The 19,580-nt window shown below is 45.8% G+C and carries 16 protein-coding genes and 3 pseudogenes; 12 read left to right on the forward strand and 7 right to left on the reverse strand.

The window, feature by feature from the left end; all coding sequences use genetic code 11:
- The first annotated feature begins 50 nt into the window (after window positions 1-50).
- Window positions 51-347, forward strand: a complete 297-nt coding sequence (locus tag COW15_RS11165; protein ID WP_293632637.1) for a hypothetical protein — start codon at window positions 51-53, stop codon at window positions 345-347.
- An 88-nt stretch (window positions 348-435) separates the two neighbouring features.
- Window positions 436-714, forward strand: a complete 279-nt coding sequence (locus COW15_RS11170; protein ID WP_293632638.1) for a hypothetical protein — start codon at window positions 436-438, stop codon at window positions 712-714.
- Window positions 715-1,145: 431 nt separating this feature from the next.
- Here the strand turns inward: COW15_RS11170 and COW15_RS11175 are convergent, their stop codons facing one another.
- The 3 genes and pseudogenes from COW15_RS11175 to COW15_RS11185 form a co-directional block, all read right to left on the reverse strand.
- Complete coding sequence (locus COW15_RS11175) at window positions 1,146-2,630, reverse strand: hypothetical protein (RefSeq protein WP_293632639.1); 1,485 nt, start codon at window positions 2,628-2,630, stop codon at window positions 1,146-1,148.
- Between the two features lie 477 nt (window positions 2,631-3,107).
- Window positions 3,108-3,311, reverse strand: a complete 204-nt coding sequence (locus COW15_RS11180) for a DUF2061 domain-containing protein (protein ID WP_293632640.1) — start codon at window positions 3,309-3,311, stop codon at window positions 3,108-3,110.
- Between the two features lie 234 nt (window positions 3,312-3,545).
- A pseudogene (locus tag COW15_RS11185) lies at window positions 3,546-3,925 on the reverse strand (enoyl-CoA hydratase-related protein); the annotation flags it as partial.
- A 625-nt stretch (window positions 3,926-4,550) separates the two neighbouring features.
- Here COW15_RS11185 and COW15_RS11190 point away from each other — a divergent pair.
- From COW15_RS11190 to COW15_RS11225, 8 genes are all read left to right on the forward strand, one after another.
- A complete protein-coding gene (locus COW15_RS11190; RefSeq protein ID WP_293632641.1) occupies window positions 4,551-5,138 on the forward strand; it encodes a TetR/AcrR family transcriptional regulator in 588 nt (195 codons plus the stop codon).
- Window positions 5,139-5,200: 62 nt separating this feature from the next.
- Window positions 5,201-7,549, forward strand: a complete 2,349-nt coding sequence (locus COW15_RS11195; RefSeq protein ID WP_293632642.1) for an MMPL family transporter — start codon at window positions 5,201-5,203, stop codon at window positions 7,547-7,549.
- Window positions 7,546-8,370 carry an outer membrane lipoprotein-sorting protein gene (locus COW15_RS11200; RefSeq protein ID WP_293632643.1) on the forward strand — a complete coding sequence of 275 codons (825 nt, stop codon included), beginning with the start codon at window positions 7,546-7,548 and terminating at the stop codon, window positions 8,368-8,370. The genes COW15_RS11195 and COW15_RS11200 overlap by 4 nt, the downstream gene beginning before the upstream one ends.
- 10 nt (window positions 8,371-8,380) lie before the next feature.
- Window positions 8,381-9,559, forward strand: coding sequence for a hypothetical protein (locus COW15_RS11205; RefSeq protein ID WP_293632644.1), 1,179 nt, complete (start codon window positions 8,381-8,383; stop codon window positions 9,557-9,559).
- A 9-nt stretch (window positions 9,560-9,568) separates the two neighbouring features.
- A complete protein-coding gene (locus COW15_RS11210; protein ID WP_293632645.1) occupies window positions 9,569-11,182 on the forward strand; it encodes an NAD(P)/FAD-dependent oxidoreductase in 1,614 nt (537 codons plus the stop codon).
- 12 nt (window positions 11,183-11,194) lie between these two features.
- Window positions 11,195-12,163, forward strand: a complete 969-nt coding sequence (locus tag COW15_RS11215) for an isocyanide synthase family protein (RefSeq protein WP_293632646.1) — start codon at window positions 11,195-11,197, stop codon at window positions 12,161-12,163.
- Window positions 12,164-12,174: 11 nt separating this feature from the next.
- Window positions 12,175-12,954, forward strand: coding sequence for a TauD/TfdA family dioxygenase (locus COW15_RS11220; RefSeq protein ID WP_293632647.1), 780 nt, complete (start codon window positions 12,175-12,177; stop codon window positions 12,952-12,954).
- Between the two features lie 28 nt (window positions 12,955-12,982).
- Complete coding sequence (locus COW15_RS11225) at window positions 12,983-13,948, forward strand: sulfite exporter TauE/SafE family protein (protein WP_293632648.1); 966 nt, start codon at window positions 12,983-12,985, stop codon at window positions 13,946-13,948.
- Here COW15_RS11225 and COW15_RS11230 read toward each other — a convergent pair.
- Together COW15_RS11230 and COW15_RS11235 are read right to left on the reverse strand one after the other, a co-directional pair.
- Window positions 13,935-14,606 carry an HAD family hydrolase gene (locus COW15_RS11230; RefSeq protein ID WP_293632649.1) on the reverse strand — a complete coding sequence of 224 codons (672 nt, stop codon included), beginning with the start codon at window positions 14,604-14,606 and terminating at the stop codon, window positions 13,935-13,937. The two genes, COW15_RS11225 and COW15_RS11230, sit on opposite strands and share 14 nt — an antisense overlap.
- Window positions 14,607-15,209: 603 nt before the next feature.
- A pseudogene (locus COW15_RS11235) lies at window positions 15,210-16,220 on the reverse strand (transposase).
- Between the two features lie 80 nt (window positions 16,221-16,300).
- Here COW15_RS11235 and COW15_RS11240 point away from each other — a divergent pair.
- A pseudogene (locus COW15_RS11240) lies at window positions 16,301-16,418 on the forward strand (IS982 family transposase); the annotation flags it as partial.
- 100 nt (window positions 16,419-16,518) lie between these two features.
- Here COW15_RS11240 and COW15_RS11245 read toward each other — a convergent pair.
- Together COW15_RS11245 and COW15_RS11250 are read right to left on the reverse strand one after the other, a co-directional pair.
- The gene (locus COW15_RS11245; protein ID WP_293632650.1) at window positions 16,519-17,421 is read right to left on the reverse strand and encodes a 1,4-dihydroxy-2-naphthoyl-CoA synthase; all 903 of its coding nucleotides are present in this window, start codon (window positions 17,419-17,421) and stop codon (window positions 16,519-16,521) included.
- 120 nt (window positions 17,422-17,541) lie between these two features.
- Window positions 17,542-17,892, reverse strand: a complete 351-nt coding sequence (locus COW15_RS11250; protein ID WP_293632651.1) for a hypothetical protein — start codon at window positions 17,890-17,892, stop codon at window positions 17,542-17,544.
- A gap of 91 nt (window positions 17,893-17,983) precedes the next feature.
- On the opposite strand from COW15_RS11250, the gene ccoG reads away from it, so the two are divergent.
- The gene (gene ccoG, locus COW15_RS11255; protein WP_293632652.1) at window positions 17,984-19,411 is read left to right on the forward strand and encodes a cytochrome c oxidase accessory protein CcoG; all 1,428 of its coding nucleotides are present in this window, start codon (window positions 17,984-17,986) and stop codon (window positions 19,409-19,411) included.
- The last annotated feature ends 169 nt before the right edge of the window (window positions 19,412-19,580 follow it).

Consider the following 19,580-nt stretch of genomic DNA (forward strand, 5'->3'; position numbering starts at 1 on the left):
AGTTTTTGTTGATTATTAGCCAGTTGTGTTTGATAAGTTGGAGAATGGATATGAGTACCAAAGAGTGGGTTTATCAAGATCATGAGCTGTTTGGGCTTTATCAAGAAATCACTTTCAACAAGGATAATGACAATCCTGCTGTTATTGAGATAACCAATCCTATTGATTTCAAAATAATTTATGAGTCGAATGCTGAAGGAAAATTTTTCGGAAGGCTGGACGCTGAAATTCCTGCAGAGGTGTTTGATAAAATTGCGATAGCATGGTGTAAAAAGAGAAAATTGCAAGGTACTTTAGGTGGTCCAGTCGGTTTGGAATTCGGTAGTCCAGACTGTGATTGGGATTAGGTCTGATTAATACGTTATATAAGTGAGAGCGAATGTATGAACTATTTTGAAGAGGACCCCTTCTAGGTAACGTAAACCTGGAGGGTATATGAAAAAGCTAAAACAACATTATAAACATAGAGTTGAACAGAAGTATTCGCAGTATTTGTGGAATTTCTACCCCTGTATTCGAAGTGGCATTCATAAGCGTTTTAGTACTAAACAAGAAAAAAGCTTTTACTTTATGCATTTGATTGAATGCAAGGGGTATCCAGTTAAACTCCGTGCTGCTCGTGGGAAGCAGCTAGCAAATCCTTGGGATGACTATCCTACACATGTCTATGCTGTGGCAAAGAGCTGGAAACATAACTCAAAAAGAAAGTTTTAATACTATCGTTTAGATTGAACTTTCGGAAAAGCTTAGTTCATCGCAAATAAGCTTCTAAGCTTGTCTAAAAACCATCGTCATTTGGTGAATAATACAGATGTCAGTGGTTTTTGTTTTATTTAATCGATGGTTAATTATTTATTTCAGTAGGTTACATTTTATTTTAGAACTTTTTTGTTACTTTAAATGGTGATGGTTCTCCTAATGATTTTTCTAATTTAGAACTATTTTGTCATTTTCATGGTTGTGGTAATCAAAAATAGGCGGTTATAGTAGTTTTATTTTAGATCTATTTTGTCATCACACAGTTGTGTGGAAGAGGAATAAAGGGGTGAACAAGTCACCCCAAGGATAAGAACTATTTTGTCATCCTACAATAAATTTAAGCCGGCCTAGTTGCCGGCTTTTTCATTATCGCTGGTACTTAGGATCTAAGTTTCAATTGATACTCTTGTTGTGAGACATGGGGGGATCCCCATCATCTTACGTTTATAAAACACTGCTGAGGCCGTAATGCCTAACAATTTGGCTAAAGCGGGATCCGGCATTGTGCCTAATTTGGCCACTGCCTCGGGATTAGCCCAGGAGCCTCTGTGACCGGTCCAGACCGGGATATTGAGCTGTATGCGTTGTTTTGATATCACATTGGGCGTCACTTTCAGGCGATAGGCCAGGCGTTCATCTGCCATGGTACCTAGCAGGGCGAGACGTTTTTTAGTCCAGCGAAACTTCTTGCCGCTTAACAACGGCTTGATCTTCATTTCAATGCGTTTGTTGCGAACGGCCGCCGGGCTGATGCCGATTAATTTACCCGTCTGGGGATCGGATAATGTCCCCAGCAATGCCAATTCACTTGCCAGCCAGCGTCTGGGCCCATGATGCTCGGCGATCTGGAGTGACTCACGTTGGTGTTTCACGGCTGCGACTTCACAATGCCATATCTGAGCTAAGGCTCTATCTTCACTGCGCCCCAGAGCTCCTAATGTTAACGCATTCCACTTAGGCTCTTGTATAGGGATATATGGCTTGATCTGCAGCAATTCCCGACGGAGCTTCACACTTGAACTGCTCACTCCAATCATGTTGCCGAGATTACGATCGCTCATGGTGCCTAACATGGCTTCCTGCTCTGCAGTCCACTTTATTTGATTGGCTCTGGGGAGTTGTGGTGCCGGTGCTAAGCCACGCAATAACCTATTGACTCTTATCGACCAGCGACTGATTTCAAACATCTTTGCCAGTTCGACATCTGCCTTGATACCCAATAAGTCAATGACGGCTGTCGGAATACTGGGTGGCGATGGCGGGTCGATGGCATTTAATGCTGGAATGGACAGCAACAGACGTTTCAAATAGACAGAGGCCACGCAGATCTCAAAATATTCGGCAAAATCTTTATCCGAAATTTCACCTAAATTATCCAACATCTGCTCTGTCCATTGGATGGTGGCGCTGCGTCGAAACGGATCTACGCCTAATTGATAGCGTCTATGGGTGACCTGCAAATGATTAAGATTGAGTTTATCCGCGATAATATTATCAAAATCAGTCCCTAAGAGTAGATCTTCTTCTGGCGACCACGGGTGGCGTTGACTGCTTTTTCGCAATAACTCAAATGTGGGTGGCACAAAAGCAAGAATTTTCAACAGAGTTCGACGAGAGTTAACTATGGCACGGCTCGTACCCAGCAAGCTGGCCAACTGAGTATCCGGCATAGTGCCCAGCAGGGCATCCGCTTCCGGCGTCCATTCAAAGTTACTACGGCTAATAGCCGCATGCACATTTGGGATATGATGTAGCAGCCGCAGATCCCGCACTTGATAAGGGCGAACACCGAAGGCCGCCGCCACTTTAAAATCACTCATAGATCCCAATGCGGCCAGTAAATCTGGGGATGCGTGAATAATTTCTTTCATGTTGAACCGCCATCGCTATTTTAATCATAGCCTTAGATTAGCAGCAGTTCTCGGCAAAACCAGCCCCTGAGGGTACGCATGAAAATATCGTGTTTGCGAGAACCTGAGATCTCCCCACTGCTTTTCGGCTGAGTTCTCCTTCGCCCATGGCCTGGAGACCATGGGCTTAAGATCGTTCAGCGCCAAGGTGAGGTCCGCCTTGGCCAATAAGATGGCACGGATGGTGTTGTGGTGATGAACCGCTGGTGGCTGTGGTTCTACATGCATTACCACATTTCGCCACGGGCATGTTACGCCGTGACGCTACCGTGAGTCTGCCTAGTCTAGGTGCAAGGGGTAATAGACTTCATAAGCTGTATACGTGGTATGTACGGTTCTGCAAGTGGAATGAGGTAACACCTCACTCTATATTGGAGAGCCATGATGAGAGTGATGTTTAACCAGCTAGTCATTAAAGTGTCGAGTTGACTCAGTTTTCTATACTGGAATGGCCTCTAGCCCGTGCGGCTTTTTTGTCTCAATGCGTTTCCATACTTTGTCGTGGAAGTAAAACACCACAGTGTTAATGGCGGGTTCAACTAAGGCTACTGCACCACCGACGATCACACTGCCAGTTAATAAATAGGTAACGGTGAAAGCGACGCTAAAGTGTAATACGGCAAAAGTCAGTGTCTTGGTCATGAGCTTGTCCTCTAAATGGGCTCCCAGCGGGAATATTTAAATGATAACAATTCTCATTAAAAATTAAAGCCGTGTTTTCAGATTAGTTTAAACGCTTTTATCTATTCATTAGCGGTAAAAAATATAAAGCCCTCATTCTGGAGGGCTTTTGGTTGTTAACTGTAAATTAAAGCCGCTCTAACAGTTAGTAATGCAAGGGAAGGTGGAGAAATCTTGATCGCGCCTCTCGAGGAAGGCAAAGTAAGCGCTGCCATAACCCAAATCGAAGCTGGCAACGTCGGCATCCGTTTGCTTGAAAATGGCATGCTCCTTGGACGCCAAGGTCAAGTTGCACACCTATGGCCGCCTGCCGCCCAGCCACCATCTTTCGTCGAAGGGCCATTGCTGGTAAGCAGCACACAACCGACAGCGGACCATTGCCGGGCATGATCCAATGCAACATAGAGTTCATCTACCGTCTTGGGCCTGAAGGCGTTACGGCATTCGGGTCTATTGATGGAGATGCGAACCGTGTCCTGCTCTCTGGCTCTGTGATAAGTAATATCGGTGAAACCGAATTCGGGAACGGGTTCCCACAACAAAGGATCGAAAATGTTTGAAACTGGTTGCATCATTGTCAGGCTAGTCTCTGGTAAAACACCGTTCACAGTGCTAGGCGGAATGGCTTGAGGGGTCAATGGTTAAGGCATAAACCCATGAAGAAAAACATAGAGTTAACTCATGGAAGTCATAATTTATCGCAAGTCAACTGCAGATTATCTTTGCTGAAAAGAGGGTGACAGGGGGGGCGTCTTAATTATGTGTGCCTGTCATGGCATCGAGTTTGTTTTTGGCCCTTTGTAACATCGTTTGCGTTTGGGTTATGGGGCCGTCTAAGTGTTGGGTCTGGGTCGCCAAGTAGTAAATCATGGTGGTCAAGATGCCTACGATAATCCCAGTAACCTTATCTATGTTTGCGCCGTGGATGGTCTTAAGTATACGGTGCTCTGTTATATATTTGATTTTATATTGTTTTTTTAATTCTATCCCAAATCCCCCGAAACTACCCATCCTGACTGGGGGGATGTGACTATAGTGAGTCATGTTTATCGATACGCTAGATCTTAGGTTGATATTCAGTTACGAGTCGGACGCGAGACTTTGTACTCTCGAGCCTGACGGTTGAGCATTTTTTCAGTTTGAAGTTGACTGGTATATTTTCAGAATGTATATTCTGCTTTGTTTTGGCTGAGGTGATATATGGCAAGAACCAGAGAGTTTGATGTGGAACAGGCTCTGGAGCGAGCAACCATAGTGTTCTGGCAGCAGGGATATCGTGATACGTCCATGGAGCAGTTGGTTCAGGCGACAGGTGTCAGCCGTTATGGCTTCTATCAGGAATTTGGTAACAAGAAGGAACTCTTCAAGCGTTGTCTGGAAGAGTATTCGCTGCGAAAGATACGTCCGGGTCTAGCGTGTTTGGCAGCCAGTGAAGGGGAGCTTGCAGATCTCTCCGGTTTTTTCACTATGTACAGTGCAAATATCGCCCAGCATGGCGCGAATGGCTGTTTGATCTGTAACACTGCGACCGAAATAGGCGAGACAGATCCCGAAGTGAATCAGATTGTGCGTGATGCCTATGCCAAGCTGATCGAACAGTTTGAGAAGTTTGTCATCAAAGCGCAGGCGAGGAAACAGATCCGTGCCGAGCTGGTTCCTCTGAGTCTGAGCATTTGCCTGCTTGGGGTTTTACAGGGAGTTGCTGTCATGGCTAGGAGCGACTTTCATCGCGACACTTTACAGCATTATCTGGGGACTATATTTGATTTGATGTCATACCCAACCTGATATTGGGTTGTGGTATTTTTTTGAGATTTTCAGAATGATTGTTCTGTTTTAAGGGAGTAAATATGAACCAAGTTATTGAGGGGTTGGCGAGGCGTTGGGCTAGCTTCGTTCTCAACTACCGATGGCCACTGTTGATAGCGACAATTTTCATTTGCCTGATGGCTGCCGTTGGTGCCAAAAATCTCACGTTTTCTAATGATTACCGGGCTTTCTTCAGTCCAGAAAATCCGGAATTGCTAGCATTTGAGAATTTTCAGGATAAGTTCAGCAAGAATGACAATATCTTGATAGTGATTCATGACGCTGGAGCCGATGGGCTCTCTCGTCAACATGTGCAGGCAATAGAAGCATTGACCAATCTAGCTTGGAAAACGCCCTATGCAAGCCGGGTTGACTCGATTAGCAATTTTCAGCACACCTACGCCAGAGAAGATGATCTGGTTGTTGAGGATTTGATTAAAGAGGGTGCCGCCTTGACTCCGGAGCAATTACAGGAGAAGGCTGATATTGCCATGAAAGAGCCCTTGTTGGCACATAGACTGATTGCCAATGCCGGTCGCACATCTGGGATCAATATTACCGTGCAATATCCGGGTAAGTCTTTGGCGGAAGTGCCTGAGGCGGTGAACTATGTGAGAAATATAGTGGCTCAGGTACAGGAGGCAAATCCAGATCTGAAGTTCGCGCTTACAGGCATTTCTATGCTGAATAATGCCTTCAGTGAGGCGGGGCAGCAGGATGCACAGGTGATCACTCCTATCATGTATCTGGCGTTGGTTTTGGTCATGTATCTGAGTCTGCGCAGTATTCCTGGGACAATAGCCGCTGTAAGTGTGGTTGCACTGGCGACTATGGTGGCTATGGGGCTCAGTGGCTCGTTAGGTATTCAATTGACGCCGATTTCAATTACAGCTCCAACGATCATTTTGACGCTGGCAATAGCAGACAGTATCCATATCCTGTTGTCTTACAAGGCGGCGCGACGGGATGGTAAAGACAAACATCAGGCGATCCGGGAAAGTATTAGAGTCAACTTTGTGCCCGTTTCCATTACGAGCATTACCACCATTGTTGGTTTTTTAACGTTAAATATGTCCGATGCTCCACCGTTTGCCGATTTGGGCAATATTACGGCGCTGGGCATTGCTGCCGCTTGGGTGCTTTCTCTGGTATTGCTTCCTAGCATGATAGCCTTGCTGCCGGAGAGGCGCACCTATGAGCAAAAGCCGAGCAGAATCTCGGCCTGGCTCGGCCGGTTTGGTGTCAGGGTGGCACATCATTATCTGCTGATCATCATCGCCACTGCAGGTTTTTGTGCCGCCAGCGCTTATGTGCTGCCCATGATAGATCTGAACGACGAATTCGTTAATTACTTCGATAAGCGAGTCGAATTCCGCCGTGATACCGATTTCACTATGGATAATTTAACGGGTATTTATGTCGTCGAATTTGACGTGCCAAGCGGTGAGTCAGGCGGTGTGAGTAATCCAAATTACTTGAAGACGTTAGGGGATTTTACTGCCTGGTTGAGGATTCAATCAGAAGTGATCCATGTCTATAGCTACAGCGACATAGTCAAGCGTCTGAATAAGAATATGCACAGTGATGAGCAGGCTTGGTATCAATTACCTGAAGATCGTGAGTTAGCCGCTCAATATTTGCTGCTCTATGAAATGTCACTGCCCTTTGGCCTAGATCTCACCGACCGCATCAGTATGGATAAGGCCTCCTCCCGTGTGAGTCTGACGTTGGATAACCTATCGACGGGGGAAATTCAAGAGTTCATCAGTCGTGCCGAAAATTGGCTGGTAACTCACGCCCCGATAGAGATGCATGCTAAGGCAACCGGCGCTACCGTGATGTTTTCTCATATATTCCAGCGTAATGCCCAGAGTATGTTAAGTGGTAACGCCATCGCCATTATTGTGATCAGCCTCATCATGGTGATGACACTTCGCAGCCTCAAGTATGGTTTGTTGAGTCTGTTACCAAACACTATTCCTATGTTGCTGACTTTTGGTATCTGGGCCGTTTTGGTCGGTCAGGTAGGAGTGGCAGCCGCCACTGTGACCTCTACTTCCCTAGGGATCATTGTGGATAACACCGTGCACTTTCTTTCTAAGTATTTGCGTGCCCGACGTGAGCGAGGTCTCAGCCCGGAAGAGGCTATCGAATACGCCTTCAAAACAGTGGGTGAGGCTATTCTGATCACCACGCTGATCCTCGCAGGTGGCTTTGCTATCTTGGCTTATTCTACCTTCATGATTAACGCACAGATGGGCATGCTGACAGCATTGGCCATTGTTATGGCGCTCATTGTGGACTTCCTATTATTACCAGCACTCTTGGTGCTAGTGGCCAGAAAACACCAGCCGCAAACAGTGGCAATAACCAGAGGTGAACCAATATGAAACTTTCCATTCGTAAGCACTCATACCTGATCAAGAACGTCGCCCTTGTCGCATCTGTTTGTGTCACCTTGGGTGTGGCCGCCCAGACAGAGTCTGAAGTCTCGGCCGACGAGAATAAGGGGTATCTGATTGCCGCGCAGAGTGATCGTTCCGATCGCGGATTTAATGTGAGTCAGACGAATGTCACCATGCGTCTGCAAGATAAGAATGGTCAAGAGACTCGCCGTAGTCTGACCATGATGACGCAGGAAGTGGTCGATGAGGCGAGCGGAGATAAGAGTCTTATCATCTTTAACTCGCCGGCGGATGTACAGGATACCAAACTGTTATCCCACGCCCATATTCTGGACTCGGACGATCAATGGCTATACCTGCCAGCCCTCAAACGGGTGAAGCGTATCTCTTCGGCGAATAAGTCCGGCCCCTTTGTTGGTAGCGAGTTTGCATTTGAGGACTTTACCGCACAGGAACTCAACAAATACGACTATCAATATGTAGGTGAGCAGAGTTGTGGCGAGTTCCAATGTGCGGTTATTGACAGATTTCCTAAATATGAAAACTCTGGCTATAGCCGTCAACGAGCGCAGATAGACTTGAGCCACTATCAGGTACGTCAAATCGATTTTTATGATCGTAAGGATGCACACTTAAAAACATTGGCATTGAGTGACTATCGACAGTATCAAAATGCTTATTGGCGTCCACAGCGTATGAGTATGCAGAATATTCAGACGGGCAAAACGACGATTCTTGAATTCGATGATTACCTGTTTGGCGTAGGGCTGAGTGAGCGAGACTTCGATAAGTCGTCCCTGAAGTAACGGAGGTTGTATGACAAGGAAGTCTTTTCTTGTGCTGCTATTGTGCTTCTCGCCATTGGCATGGGGGCAGTGGAATTTTACGCCCGGAGTGGAACTGGGGATCAGACAATACAATCCTGATGCTGCCCGTGAACAGCAAGAAGACAATGTCGAACTCGATCCCAGTGTCTTTTTCGAGTGGGATTACGCAGACCAAAGCACGGGTGTCAGTGCTGGTATTTTACCTGTAGTGACGATTGCTGCGGACAACAGCGCTATTCCGGATTTTGATATGCGGGAGTTTTACTTAGCTAAGGAGTTTGAGCACTTTCAGCTCAGGGTCGGATTTAACACCTTGTTTTGGGGGGTTGCTGAATCACGTCATTTGGTGGACATAGTCAACCAGCGGGTGTTGGTTAGAAATCTCGATGGTGAGCAAAAGCTGGGAGAGCTGATATTCCAATATGATTACTACATAGAAAACGGCACTCTCTCCCTACTTTATCTGCCCTATTTTCGTCCTCAGGACTACTCTGAGCCGGATGAGCGACTGTCGCTACCGCTTGAGGTCATACGGGAAAACTATGTAGGACAATCCAAACAGGACAGGGAATCTTTTGTGCTGCGTTACAGCGGGGTTTGGGATAACTGGGATATTGGCAGTTATTTTTTCCATGGTCTGGATAGAAACCCGGCGTTTGAACTCACTGATGAGCAAGGCTTTACAGCCAACTATAGTCAGTTGGATCAAGTGGCATTGGATGTGCAATACACCGCCTCTCGTTGGTTGGGCAAGGGGGAAGGCGTATACAGGGAGCATGCGCTGGGTGGTACAAGTTGGGCCTATGTCATTGGAGGGGAATATTATTTTTACGGTATTTTCGCAGGTGCCAAGGATTTAAGCCTGTTAGTCGAACTCCATCGTGATACGGATGCAACGGCTCGCAGTAACCAGATATATCGCAATGCCTCTTTCGTGGGGACTCGTCTAGCTTGGAACGATATTGATGATACCAGTTTTTTGGCCGGAGCCCTGATCGATAATCACGGGGATTCTTGGGCTATCAAGGCCGAGTATGAGACTCGTCTGAGTAATCAACTGAGTTTGGATATAGAAGCTCGTCTCTTTTTGAAGCAGGCAGAAAATCACCCTTTTTATCTGTATCGGGATGATGACTTTATTGAAGTTAGATTGATGTACTACCTATAAGGAGAAAGTATGGTAAGTCAATACAGCGACGTTGTGATAATTGGTGGCTCCATGGCAGGAGCGTGCCTAGCACGGCAGTTGAAGCTAGCGCATCCTGATCTGTCGGTGACAGTGCTAGAGAGGAAGAAAACGTTTAATTCCTGGGTGGGTGAGTCAACGCTGGAGTCATTTTGGGATTATGCTGCCAAAGATCTGAAACTAGGCTTTTACCTCGATAGTAATCATCTTTATAAGCATGGCTTGCGATTCTATTTTGATAGTAAAGACAGAGATTTAAGTGTTGAGGATATGAGTGAGCTGGGGCGTACCTGGTTTCATGGCATTCCTGCTCATCAGCTGGATAGAGCCAGATTCGATACTGATATGGTTAGGTTCAACCGAGAGATCGGTGTGCAGTTCGAACTCGGTGAAACCGTTAACGAAATCACTCTGGACGCTGAGCAAGGCCATTTGATCGAGACTAGTAACAAGCTATTTAGGTGTAAATATTTGGTCGATGCGGCAGGCTTTGCTTCTCCGCTCGGAAAGAAATTGGGCTTGATTGAGTCTCAGGATCATCGTCATCCTGTTAGTTCAGCCTGGGGGCGTTTCAAGTTTACCCAACTCATAGATCATCTAGGGGGCGAGGAGTGGCGCGCCAGAACTCATTTCACCAGTAGATCCTTGGCAACGAATCACTTCATGTATAAGGGTTATTGGATTTGGTTAATCCCATTGGATGAGCACTCGGTAAGCATTGGGGTGACGGTGAAGAACAATGAAGTCAACATCAATGTAAAGAGTGCGGAAGACTTTGTTGAGTTTCTTCTGTCACACCGCTGTATGCAGGAGGTATTGGGCGAGCAGTTTGAGCTGCAGGACTATAAGGCAATGAAGCATTTGTCCCGTAGAGCTTCGCAATCCTTCTCGACTGATCGTTGGTTCCTGACCGGGATGTCATCGGCATTCCTTGACCCTTTGTTGTCACCCGGCTCGGCTTATTTGACCGATGCCAACAGGATGATCGGCGAATTGATCGAGGCTGACAGGCAAGGTCATACCCAAGAGTTTGTTGATAAGACAAAGTCATTCAATGCTTATCTTCTTGGCTGGTATGAGAGCTTCATGTTGCATATCAGTGGCAATTATCACGGCAGTTACGAGGTACATAAAACCCATTTCGAAGCCTTGTTGATGCATTGGTTTGGCTTCATCTTACCTTCCTCAATGGCGCGTAAGTTCGGTTATTGTCCGAGCATGTCGGCGTTGAGCCAAGAAGAATTGAATCACAAAACCCTGAGTATGGTCGAACAGGCCGCTATCTCGCGTATTCATGTATTGAAAGATGAATTCATTCGTTTGATCCAAGGCAAGGAGCATCGCCTCAATCGTGGTCATTTCTTCGATATCGAGCTGACTCGCTGTCGCATGAAGCATGCGCTCAGCCGAGGACATATGCTGGACGAAAAAGCGATAGAGGAGCTGGACAAGGCGTTGCTTGAGGTTACTTACAACGGTTTTTTACGCAGCCTTTGTGATATCGAGAAGGTGGATTTTGATGAGGAGAAGATGCCTCTGGTCGTAGATGCGGCCATGAAGGACAAACTCTCACTCACTCATACAATGCAGTTATTTAAAATCTAAAGGGCCAGGGAAATGGAACATTTAGCGAACAGTAAACTTACTGAAGAAAGGGTAGAGATTTTAGCAATTGACATTCTCGAGCTGATATTTACTCAACGGCGCTTACTTCCAGTGGAGGAGGATGTGCCATTCAGTGAGCAGATTGGTGGTCATCTGGACAAGGTCAAGAGTTTTATTTACGATGACCGGCCGATCAACATGGTGTTGCCAGCCTTTCCTGCCAAATCGCCCAATCGCAACAAGACTCTGGGTCACCTGCCGGATAAGGGCGAGTTTTTTGCCCTCGAACGCTTGGTGAAGCTGTGTAAACAGATAGAGAGCATCTATCCGCCCGGAGCCAAGGTCACTATCTGTTCCGATGGACGGGTTTTCGCAGACATCATTCATGTTTCAGATAAACATGTCAGTGATTACGTCAACAGCCTGCGTAAACACGCCAGAAATCACTATCCGCAATATTTCGACTTCTTCAACCTGGAGGATGTGTACGACAAGGTTGAAGATTTCACCGTGCTGCGTGAGGAACTTATGATCGAGTATGGTGAGAGCCTGCACGCCTTACGCCAAAGGGTTAAAACTGAGAAGGAGGCCGCCAGCATGTATCGCGGAATCACTCGTTTTATGCTCGAAGATTTTTCCGGTATCGACATATTCTCCGACCACAGCCGCACTGCATTGCAAAAAATTGCCAAGCTGGCGGCATACAGAGTCATTCAGCGCAGCAATGCGTGGAGTCGCTTGCTTCAGAGTAAGCTACCGGAGGCGCTGAGGCTGTCTATCCATCCACAGTTTTTGGTATCGGAAAAAATTGGGATATCCCTAGTATCTCAGTCAGATGTTTGGACTACACCCTGGCATTCTGTCTTGGTGAAGGACAATGGTAACGTCAGCCTGATGCCAAGAGAAGATGCAGAAAAGTTGGGTTGTGTATTGGTGTTTGTCGAAGGGCAGGCCAGCCATTACGAACGTATCAGCATATAAGGAACTGAGTAATGAACAATGGTATGGGTGTCGTTATCAATGCCGAAGAGATAGGCAAGAATTATCTCCATGAGCTGACGCCACAGTTATTGGAGCAAGAGATATTGAATCATGGACTGGTTATCCTCAGGGGATTCGAACCTTCAGAGGATGAGTTGATGGCGGCATTCGCCCGGCAGCTGGGGCCCCTACTCGAATGGGATTTCGGCCATGTATTGGATCTGAAAATTCAGGCTCAGCCACAGAATCATATTTTTAGTCAAGGACGGGTTGAGTTGCATTGGGATGGTGCCTTCGCCAACGCAGTACCCCGTTATAATTTCTTTCAATGCCTGCAAAGCAGTGCTGTTGCAGGAGGTGGAGAAACGACTTTTCTCAATACAGTGAAGTTGCTCGAAGCGCTTCCCTGTGAGCAGGTTGCATGGCTGGAGGATAAGGTGATCAGTTATCATGCTGAAAAAAAAGCACACTATGGTGGTACTATCCGAGTCCCGCTGATCAGTACTCATCCGGCAACGGGCAAGAGGCGCATACGCTTCATCGAGCCCTATAACGAAGATAACATGGAAGTGAATCCGGTTGAGGCTGTGGTCGAAGGGTTTAGCTGCGTGGAGAACGAAGATTTCCTGCGGCAACTGATAGGTCTCTGCTACGACTCGGAGCACTTCTATGACCATGTTTGGTATCAGGGAGATTATGTCTTGGTTGATAATAATGCCTTGTTACATGGTCGACGACGTTTCAGAGGAGAAGGGTTATCCCGTTCCCTGAAACGCATCCATATCCTTTAACGCACCCCTTTGAGAGTGGTTTGAAACTATGTCGAGAAAGAGTCTGTATCCCTGTGTATTATTGGTATTTATGCTGGTGTGGGGAGTCGTGTTTGGTCGATATTACTCTTGGACCGAGTTGACGAGCCACTGGATTTCCAGCCTAACCATGGTGTTAGGATCATTTGTTGCTGGAGCCACCCCCTTAGGCGGTGGCGCCGTGGCATTTCCCGTTTTTACTAAAGTACTCGGTGTTACTACTGGCGATGCCAAGACTTTTTCATTGATGATCCAATCTGTTGGGATGAGTTTCGCCACTCTCTTTTTTATTGCTCGCGGTATCGCAATTAACTGGCCGTTGATTGCCAGACTGTTGCCTTTATCTGGCCTAGGGCTACTCATTGGTTTAAATTACGACTTGGATGGCCCATATCTTAAAGTATTGTTCAGTATCCTGTTGTTGCTCTGTTCTCTACTCTTGGTGAGGAGTCAGCAATCTGTTAGTAATGAATGGCCCAAGATGACAGGACTGGCATATATTATTGCTTTGGGTGGGGGAATAATTTCCGCTTATTTAGGAACTGGGGCCGATACGCTGCTGTTTTTTTATCTGGTTTATTGCCTACGGATGAATGCTAAGTACAGTATTCCAACGACCGTCTGCTTTATGGCATGCAACTCCATGATAGGCAGTATATTGTTATTTTTCCTGCATGATTTGGAGCAAAATCAGAGTGTAATAACCACCTGGTTTTTTGCGGCGCCTGTCGTCGCCATTGGCGCCCCACTTGGTGGCTATATTATGTCTAAGTTGAAAGATGTGCATGTTCTCAGATTCATTAAATTTCTGATTGTATGTGAAGTACTTTCTACTATCTGTATCGTTGACTTTTTACTCGCGGGCAAGGTATTGCTGTTACTCTGCCTGGTATTCATTCTCTTGTTAGAGACTAACTTGTTTGAAACTCTCAATTTAAAAATATTCTCTGCAAGAGCCAAGTTTACCCAGCCCTGAATATTGATTGGAGTTCGGCAAGATCCCCTATGATCCTATCCGGTTCCGCCAAAGCAATAGGGACGCCATGATTATAACCATAGTCAACGGTGATCACTTTACAACCTGCATTGCGAGCCGTTTTAACATCATTGATAGAGTCGCCCACATAGCAGCCCTCATCGATCGTTACGTCCATGGTTCTGAGTGCTGCCAATAGTGGTTCCGGATGTGGTTTTTTATGACCAGTATCATCATTACTGCAGACAATGCTGTCAAAGTAGTGGTAGATATTGAGATGTCTTGTGATTGCGAGTGTATGTTGTTTATCTTTATTGGTGACTAAGGCTAGCTTTAAGCCAAGGATTTTGAGCTTCTCCAGTGTGGCTACAACATTAGGATAAAGTCGAGATTGATTTGTTACGCACCGGTTATACTCCTCGATTACGTAGGCGGTAGCCAGTTTTACATCTATGTACTGCGCTTTGACTTGAGTGAGTGCGCGTTCAGTTGTTTTCTCGATACCATTGCCTATCCAGGTTTCAACTTGGCCCACTGTCACCGAATTGAGCTCCAATCTCTTGAGCATATTATTGACGGCATGGGCTATATCACCTGCGGTATTGACTAAAGTGCCATCCAGATCAAAACCTATCCATTTTATTCTGCTATTTTCCATTATTGCCTTCCGTGGGGGGGGGAACTAAGGGAGTATTATTGGTGATATCTTCATAGTGTTCAATAACAGCTTGATGAATGAGTTTACTCGTGCTCAAAAGTAAGTGTGAATTCAATTCCTGAGTGCAACGTTAGCCTATGCCGGTTGACACAGCTCTTGAACCTTCGAATAAACGCTTGTATTGGCGGTTGCTCTCTCACGAAGGGACGTACCACTCATGAGGGAGACTGAGGCTCTATTTCTCTGTATCGAAACGTTTCCTGACCCGTTATAGAAGTAAAGCACCAGAGTGTTGATCGCTGGCCCGGCCAAAGCAGCTATGCTGTCTGAAAAACAAATGTTGAAAACAAAAAAACAAACAAAAAAACAAGTGATTACAGGCAAAACAAAGGCCGCCAATTTTAAATCAAAAACATAATGCGCTTTATGTTTGCCTTCAAGCAGCTGTGGCTAAAGTAGCCTTAACGAGAGTCATCAAAAGTGGCTGTAGGGGAAAAAGGAGTCTCAAGCGAGTTAACTTATTCAAAAATGGCGTATTTCAGACATGCTAATCCTACCCATTATACGAATGGGTAGGATTAGCATGATTACACTGGACTGCTGTCAGTTGATATGAAAATGCTGACAGTTTGCTGCAAAGTGCCGTCGTCGCTTTTCTAAGTGTTCGCAGTAATCAGTCAGTTCTTGCAGCGTGCCCACTGGGCCATGAAATATCTTGCCAAACTCGGTGGTGAGCTTAAGCCAATTGTCATGGGGGATATTTAATCTTGTTAGTAACTTGGCACTATTTTCACTGATGGCACCACGTTTGTCGTTGCGGATGAGCCGCCCCGTGTCATCGACTAATTCCAGATAATCCTTGAGCGCAAATGTGATTCCATTGGGCTGGTTATCACGTTCATTGCCGATAAAAGGCAATAGATTTTTGGATTGTTCACCTTTTAATGCGGCCCGAATGCGTAGCTGGATACTGGTATGGCCGGATTGTTCTGGCGTATCAGCTAGTTGGGCTCTGATGGGCCGTTCTTTAAATAAAGAGTAATCAACGTAGGCCATACAGGCTAACACGGCGGCTTCATCGAGTAAGGCTTGATTCTCTATAAAAGAAAACTAGATAAACCGCCCCTCCCAAAACCTGTCAGTACAGTTATCTTCTTGATTTGCTTGCCTTGTGATGGGTTCATTAAGGCAGCGCATAAACCAGCTAATATCACATAAACGGCTGCGATAAATGGCGATTGAATGCTTTAATCTGTTGACCTCATAGGCCTCAGCTAACTCATCTTTAGCGAATTTATGTGTTAATTCATCGCCTTTCAACAGTTTATGCCATTGCTCAAGCACTTCGCGGTCAGTCCAACGATTGGCACTGTCGATATCGACCCGTAGCACCATATGCAGATGATTGGATATCACAGCAAAGGCCGCTACATCAATAGCAAAAATGGCTTCGAGTTCAAACAGTAGTGACTCGACCCAAGCACTGCGATGGTCGTAGTTTTTCCTCGAATAGGTATCTTCGCCACATAAAAACGCACGCCGAACAACACGGCTATAGCAATGGTAATAGTGAGTGTCTTCAACACTAATCTGAGTTCTTCTAGGGCATAGTATGCACCAGCATTGACAACTTCGTTTAGTCTAGTTGAAGACTAAGCCTTGCTATTTACAGTGGGGTGCCAGATTTTGCATTCCGTAGCGTGCATGGATTTATGCTCAATATGATTGCGGGGCTTATCGCCTCGATTGAAAGACAATAAACCACAACTGAACATCACTAACACGGAGTTTAATGCTATTGCAGTTATGGCTGGTTCAACCGATCTCAAGTTATTTATCCGTTGTAAAAAACATAAAGCCCTCACTCTGGAGGGCGTTGGGCATTAGCAGTAAATTAACGTCGTTTTAAAGGTTAGTAATGCCAAGGGAAGGCTGAAAAATCTTGATCGCGTTTTTCGAGGAAGGCATCGCGCCCTTCCTGTGCTTCGGCGCTGGCATAGGCTAAACGCGTCGCTTCACCGGCGAATAATTGCTGACCGACCATGCCATCATCTGTCATGTTAAAGCCGTATTTAAGCATACGCATAGCCGTAGGTGATTTAGAGTTAATCTCTTTGGCCCACATTAATGCCTCGGTTTCTAGCTCGGCATGGGGGACGGACTTATTGACCATTCCCATGGCAAAGGCTTCATCTGCGCTGTAGTTAAAACCACAGAAGAAGATTTCGCGGGCACGTTTTTGGCCGATCATCTTGGCTAAATATGCGCTGCCATAACCTGAGTCGAAGCTCGCGACATCGGGATCTGTCTGCTTAAATATGGCGTGTTCTTTCGAGGCCAAGGTCAAATCGCATACGACATGCAGACTATGGCCGCCGCCAACGGCCCAGCCAGGGACAACGGCGATGACGACCTTAGGCATAAAGCGGATCAGACGTTGTACTTCTAATATATGTAAGCGGCCCATTCTGGCTTGATCGGCTTTACCTTCTTCGGCGCCTTCATATTTATAGCCATCTTTGCCGCGGATACGTTGATCGCCGCCGGAGGAAAACGAATATTGCCCCTTAGCAGAGGGGCCATTGCCTGTGAGTAATACACAGCCTACATCGGACCATTGGCGTGCATGGTCGAGTGCAATGTAAAGCTCATCGACGGTTTGGGGCCTGAAGGCGTTAAGGCATTCGGGGCGATTGATGGCAATACGCACTGTGCCGTGGGCTTTGGCTCTGTGGTAGGTGATGTCGTCAAAATTAAATCCGCTGACTTCATCCCACAGTGCGGGATCAAAAATGTCTGATACTTGTTGGGTCATGGTACTCGGCCTATGTCTGTCGGGGCTCAAAGGCTAGGTGGAATCATATATAAGGTCAATCACCTAAACTCAAAGCTTAGTGTTATATGGCAAAATTCCCTTTTACCCCGAGGAAAGTGATTAGAGGTTATCGCAAATGTAAAGCCGATTGTCCCGACTGAAAACAGGGTGTTCCGGTGATTTAGCGCCGCAATAGGTTTCTTTAAAGTCAGCGATGGCGTCTGGCGTTAACGGAAATTTGTTAAATTCTTCAAGTTCAGGGGCGGATAGGCGCTCAATGATATCTTTTCTGGCTTTTGCTAGTTTTTGATCAATTTTAATGATGTTAGTGCCCGTCATAGAGTCGACCTTGTTCTCTATTTTTTTTACTATCTCTTCAGTCTTTGCTATAGGTGCATCTAGTTTGTCTGTTTCTGTATATAAGTAATATAATGCACCACAAAGTAGCGCTAATATGATCCAACCTTTCATCTTTTAGTCCAACATAAGTGAATAACCATTAATTATATGGGTATAATAAGCCAGTTTTCGTCCAATATTAAAGCAGTAAAAGGCTGTCACGATGAACGCAGAATCTAATAACAAGGACTATTCGAAGACCAATCGAATTAAGATTCACCAACCCGATGCGAGTAAAGCCGATCGCTTTAACCCTCGCAACCGGATTTATGTTCGAGCCATCGACGGATTGTGGAGCACTTTGCGCCGCCGCATGGGGTGGGTCGCAATGTTGTTCTTTCTTATACTGCCTTGGATCCCATGGGGAAACCGACAAGCCGTATGGTTTAATTTAGGTGAACAGAAGTTTCACGTTTTTGGTTTAACTATCTGGCCCCAAGATCTCACCTTACTCGCAGCACTCTTTATGATAGCTGCTTTTGCCCTGTTTTTTGTGACCACCTATCTTGGTCGCGTTTGGTGTGGTTACACATGCCCCCAAACAGTATGGACCTTTATGTTCATTTGGTTCGAGGAAAAACTCGAAGGTGCACGCAATAAACGCATTAAGTTAGATCAAATGCCCTGGAGCTTCGATAAAATTTGGCGAAAAGCGGCAAAGCATACTTCATGGATTTTGCTCTCACTCCTCACAGCAATGACCTTTGTGTCCTATTTTGTACCAAGTCGAGAAGTCTATGTTGACGTCTTTACGCTTAATGCCTCTGGCGGTATCTACTTCTGGGTCGTGTTCTTTACACTTGCCACCTACGGTAATGCGGGATGGATGCGCGAAATCATGTGCATCCATATGTGCCCCTATGCGCGTTTCCAAGCGGCGATGTTCGATAAAAACACTTATATCGTCGGTTATGATACTAAACGTGGTGAAACTCGAGGTCCCCGCTCCCGTAAAGCCGATCCTAAAGAAATCGGCTTAGGAGATTGTATCGATTGCGATCTCTGTGTTCAGGTCTGCCCGACCGGAATCGATATTCGTAATGGTTTGCAGTATGAATGTATCAACTGTGGTGCCTGCATCGATGCCTGTGATCAAACAATGGAACGTATGGGATATCCCCTAGGTCTTATCAGCTACACCACAGAAAATAAACTCGAAGGTGTTAAAGAGAAAGTACTCCGCCCCAAACTAGTTGGATACGGTGTGGTATTGGTCGCTATGGTATTGGTCTTCATCTATGCCAGCGCGACGATAGCGTCAGTTCGGATGGATATTATTCGTGATCGTAACCAGCTATATAGAGAAAACAATCAAGGGATGATTGAAAATACATTTACCTTGAAAATTCTTAACAAAACTGAAGAAGCGCATGAATACACTATGAGTGTCGAAGGCCTAAACAACTATAAGTGGTATGGCCCTACTTCAGTGACCATTGCTGGTGGCGAAGTGCTTACATTACCAATCAGTGTTGGTGTCGATCCGGTGGAGCTTAGTCGCTCAGTGACAAATATTGAGATAAAAGTGAAAACCCATATCAATGGTGAAGAAATAGAGGTCGAGCAAGAATCTCGCTTCTTCAGTCCATAATAAGCAGTATTTAGTGATCTGCTAAGTGATAGCGAGTCACTGATATGGGGGATTTAAGATGATAAAGGGGCTATTTAGCCTATCTCTTCTACACAAATCCCCCGGTAAATTCGGGGGATTTTTTTGAACTCGCGCTGATGTTGTTGATCTGATCTACAAAACAACTTTA

Source organism: Shewanella sp. CG12_big_fil_rev_8_21_14_0_65_47_15 (assembly GCF_002783505.1).
Taxonomy (GTDB): Bacteria; Pseudomonadota; Gammaproteobacteria; order Enterobacterales; family Shewanellaceae; genus Shewanella.